Source organism: Microcystis sp. LE19-10.1B (genome assembly GCF_027530565.1).
GTDB lineage: Bacteria > Cyanobacteriota > Cyanobacteriia > Cyanobacteriales > Microcystaceae > Microcystis > Microcystis aeruginosa.
The window spans coordinates 1-4,678 of sequence record NZ_JAPZQM010000693.1 but is presented as its reverse complement, the minus strand read 5'-3'; the positions used below and the strand labels follow the sequence as shown (position 1 = coordinate 4,678).

The following is a 4,678-nucleotide window of genomic DNA, read 5'->3' as shown; positions in this document are numbered from 1 at the left end:
CCTTATAGAGAAAGGCATTTAGCGATTTTTGTCAATTGTTTTTTATCTAGAGCGAACTAATCAATTAAGTCTCTTGCCAGATAAGGATTTAGTCGATTTATGCCCCCCTATCGAACCATAACAAGTAACGAAGAGCCATTTTATCTTTTAAGGCAAAAGAATCTTTTACAGGACTCAGATCATTTACTTGCAGTTTAGACATTGGAACTTTTCTCCTTATGAAAGAAAGAGTGATTAGTTGAGACTAGGCTTGTATCACCTGTCTGCTTTAAGATTAAACGCTATCTAAATAGATTGCAACCCCTCGCCAAGGTTATTTTAAATATAATAAAGCTAATTATGTTTAATCTTTGAGAACAGAAATAAACCAGAGAACAAGGGGTGCGGATTCTTCCTCCAGTAGACTTCGTATTAGAAATTCGTATTGACGCATGGTGTGCTGCACACAAATAAATTATTTATGTTCAAAATTTCTAAAAAAAATTCCTAAAGTCACACCAGCAACTTTAGGATTCTTGGCTCTTCGGTTTGTGTTATGCAATGGACGGGAGTTATAAGGGATGGAACCCTTATATAGAAAGGCATTTAGCGATTTTTGTCAATTGTTTTTGCTCTAGAGCGAACTAATCAATTAAGTCTTTTGCCAGATAAGGATTTAGTCGATTTATGCCCTCCTATCGAACCATAACAAGTAACGAAGAGCCTAATTTTGGCTTAAGGATTTCCTCGACGAAAATCAGGTGAAAACCTCGATCGCTCTCTTTATACTCTACCAAGACGCACTCAAGCGACATAGCGGATAATCTCTACTTCCGCACCTTTGTTAACCGCATCTTCGGCCTTCTGTAAAACTTCCGCAGTGACCGACTCGCTTAGATAATACTCCCCGCAATTCTGACAGATATCCGCAGGGACTTGTTTTAAAATCACGATACAATTATCTCTCTCTAAAGTAACGGTAACAAAACCCGATCGAGTCGTACCGTGTTTACAGATCACACATTCCATAACTCTTATCTTCCCTTACTATGTTTGCGGGGTGAGCAATGCCCACCCCGTTCACGATTAATTACTAAACTCGTATTCTATCTCTTGAATCTTCTCCTTTACCCAGCCGTTAAACAAATCAACACCGATTTTCAGAGCCAACTCCTCGGTTAATTTTGGTTTAAGGATTTCCTCGACAAAAATCAGGTGAAAACCTCGATCGCCTTGCAGCGGCTTCAACAATCGAGAAGAATCCGATGCGAAAATTGCGGACGAAAGATTCGGTCGTAAATCCTTACGGTAAACAGTACCGCGATAACCTCCCTTGCGTCGTAATTCCACATCCTCGATATAGCGATGCGCTACTTCCTGAAAGCTGATTTCCTCCTCCTGAATCGATTCATACAACTCCTCTGCCATCGCCTGATCTGCTAACACTACCTCGTAGATCACCGCGCCGGTATAATCTAGCTGGTGTTCGACGAAATAGGATTCAATTTTGTCTGCGAAAAGATGTTCGGCTAATTTACCCGATAGTAAATTGAATTGAACAATCTCCTCGAAATCATCTAGGGATAAGCCCTGTTTTTGCAACCAATTCCATGTATCTTTGGCGTTATGTAATCCTTTGGCGAGACGGAATTGATCGGCCGCCTGTTGTAACTCGGCAGTCGTGTTTTTAATCCCCGCTGCCGTGGCGGTTTCGGTGATGATTTTCCGAGCGATAATTCCCTCGGCCATTTCGGGAACTTTCCCCGATAGCTTAAGCTGTTGGATAAGGTCTTGATTGCTGATGGTGATACTATGCGACATAATGACTCCTTAAACAGTTGTGCGAAATTAATTTCCTAGTTGAGATAGGCAAGAGGGTTAGGGAGGGGTGTAAGTAATTTGGCTTTGATACCTAAAAAAACTACAGTTTTAACCCATCTTTTTGCAGATCCTTAAAGGGATCGAGGATGTAATCGATCACCCGACGCTGACGGACGATCGCTTCTGCGGTAGCCGTATCCCCCGGATTGAGGGGAATACATTGATTTCCCTTTTGAATACAGGAGCGATCGAGTTGAATTTCTAGCTCGAAAACGTTGATTTTTCCCGTCGCCGTATCCTTCTCGATCGCCGTCGGTGATTTCTTGGTGATCTTGCCGCCGATAATGCCGTAATCCTGAAAAGGATAGGCATCGAACTTGACTTTTATCGGCATACCGGCGCGGAGAAATTGACTTTGATCCGTGGGCATTTCTGCCTTGAGAATAAACCGCGATCCCTTCGGTGCTATCTCCGCAACCCGCGTTCCCGACTGCACCACCGCACCCGCGCGTTTAATCGGTAATGAAAAGATTGTGCCGTCGGTATTCGCCTTTAAAACCCTCTGACTTAGTTGGATTTGGAGCGCTTGCCGTTGGCTCTCGCTTTGGGCGATTTCCGATGCCAGTGTTCCGATCTCCGTGTCTAGATTGTTAATCTGCTCCTGTATCCTTAAGAGTGCCAACTCGTTGGAATGGCGGAGACTTTGATAACCCCGCTGCCGCTCCTGTAATTGCAGACGCGCTTGGGCGATATCGGCGCTCGTTTGTTGACTCGTCTGACGGTGGTTGCTTTCTAATTCCGCTAGTTTATGTTGATTTTCTTTTACCTCCGCTTTTCCCCGCTCGTAGAGTTGTTGGCGCTCCTTGGCATTGTCCTCACGCTCGATGAATTGCACCTCCGATATCGCGCCATCCTCCCACGCTTTTCGGTAGCGATCGACTTCTTTTAAAGCCGTTTCATAACGACTTTTGAGAATCGGATAATCGGTCTGACTTTGTGCGAGGGCGGTTTTCGCTTGATTTACCCGCGCCTGTTGTTCTTCTAGGGATATTTTGGCCTTCTTGATTAATGCGTCCACATTCTCCCGCGCTTGTTCGATCGAGGCTTCTTTTTCCGCTGCTGCCGCGCGATTTTGTTGGCTTTGGGTGGTTAAAGAAATCTCTAACTGACTTTTGACAAGTTTCTGTTGGGAAAGACGGCTTTTTTGTCCTTCTATTTTCTCCTCAATTTGTTGTATTTCCTTGCCGATTAATGAGGAATCTAGGGTTAAAATCGGTTGTCCTGCTTTCACCTCTTGGCCTTCACGGACATAGATTTTTTCCACTTTTCCCGTCGCGATAGCATCGATTTTGACTGTTTCTCCTTGGGGTTCCAGTTTTCCTGGACCGACACCGGTTTCATCGACTTTTGAGAATATCGCCCAGGGGAGAATGATCGAGACGAAAATAATCAGAAAATAGAGTAAACCACGCGTCCAGGGTAGGGGTAAAGTATCGATCAATTCTTTGGTATGGAAAGACCAGTTATCGCGCTCTCTGTCTAGATTGGTTGTCATAGTTATTCACTCAATTGATTAGAGTTCAAATTACGGTAAATACCGGGACGGGCCATTAATTCTTCGTGGGTTCCACTATCGACTAATACCCCTCGATCGAGAACGAGAATACAATCCGCGTTCCGCACCGTAGAGAGGCGATGGGCGATAATCACCATCGTGCGATTCTGCCGAATTTTTTGGAGATTTGTTTGAATAATCCGTTCCGATTCGGTATCGAGGTGGGAAGTGGCTTCATCGAGGATTAATAAGCGCGGCTCTCCCATTAGCGATCGAGCGATGGCGATCCGTTGTCTCTGTCCCCCAGAAAGTAGCCCTCCACCCTCGCCGATCTGGGTTTCGTACCCCATCGGCAGTGATTGAATAAAGTCATGAATTCCCGCTAATTTCGCCGCTTCGATCACATTTTCTAGGGGGTGATCGGGATGACCCAAACTGATATTTTCCCGAATCGTGGAACCGAAGAGAAAAGTATCCTGATCGACGACTCCCACCTGTTGCCGGAGGGAACTGAGGGCGATCGTACTCAGATCGTAACCGTCGATCGATATCTTCCCATCGGTGGGGGGATAGAGGCCGATCAGTAATTTCGAGATCGTGGTTTTTCCCGAACCGCTCCGACCGACGATGGCAACGGTTTGACCGGGTAAAATTTCAAAACTGAGGTTTTCTAAAACATTCTGATCGCTGTCGGTGTGGTAGCGAAAGGTGACATTCTCAAAGCGAATATGTCCCTGTAATTCCGGGAGAAATTGACGGGAAAGTTCCTCTAAATTCTCCTCCGGCTTTGCGTCTAGTACATCGTTAATGCGCTCGACGGCGATATTGACTTCTTGAAATTGCGTCCAGAGAACGGTTAAGCGTTGAAAAGGCGCGATGATCTGGGCAAAAAGCATATTAAAGGCGATCAATTGTCCGATCGATAATTGATTTTGAATCACTAGATAGGCACCGAAACAGAGTAACCCCGTCGTCGCTAAAGATTCGATCAGATTACTGAATATCTGGAGATTATTGCCAATGATCTGCCCAGAGAAATTTTTCTTGACCTCCACCGAGAAAAGGTCTTCCCAGTGCCAACGGGTCGATCGCTCTGTGGCAGTAGATTTGACGGTACGAATACCGGTTAAAATCTCGATCAGGTAACTGCTTTCTTTAGCGATCGCCTGAAAAATATCCCGGGATAAGCTTTTACGCATTTAAGTTACATTGACAGCATTACCCTTATTTTTAAGTTTTCTACTCCATTTAATAATCAATCCCCCTTCATTTAAAAGCTGATTGACTACTTTTTCCAGTTCTTCTTTATTTTCAAATTCTCGA

General features: G+C 44.6%; 3 protein-coding genes and 2 pseudogenes. All 5 read right to left on the bottom strand.

Going from position 1 to position 4,678, the window contains the following annotated elements; translation table 11 throughout:
* Window positions 1-783 precede the first annotated feature (783 nt).
* Complete coding sequence (locus O9332_RS24765) at window positions 784-1,008, bottom strand: type II toxin-antitoxin system MqsA family antitoxin (RefSeq protein WP_288027781.1); 225 nt, start codon at window positions 1,006-1,008, stop codon at window positions 784-786.
* Between the two features lie 57 nt (window positions 1,009-1,065).
* Window positions 1,066-1,800 carry a peptidylprolyl isomerase gene (locus tag O9332_RS24760; protein ID WP_288027779.1) on the bottom strand — a complete coding sequence of 245 codons (735 nt, stop codon included), beginning with the start codon at window positions 1,798-1,800 and terminating at the stop codon, window positions 1,066-1,068.
* A 100-nt stretch (window positions 1,801-1,900) separates the two neighbouring features.
* Window positions 1,901-3,355 carry a beta-barrel domain-containing protein gene (locus O9332_RS24755; protein ID WP_288027777.1) on the bottom strand — a complete coding sequence of 485 codons (1,455 nt, stop codon included), beginning with the start codon at window positions 3,353-3,355 and terminating at the stop codon, window positions 1,901-1,903.
* 2 nt (window positions 3,356-3,357) lie between these two features.
* Window positions 3,358-4,542: pseudogene (locus tag O9332_RS24750) on the bottom strand (peptidase domain-containing ABC transporter); the annotation flags it as partial.
* A 12-nt stretch (window positions 4,543-4,554) separates the two neighbouring features.
* A pseudogene (locus O9332_RS24745) lies at window positions 4,555-4,678 on the bottom strand (IS630 family transposase); the annotation flags it as partial.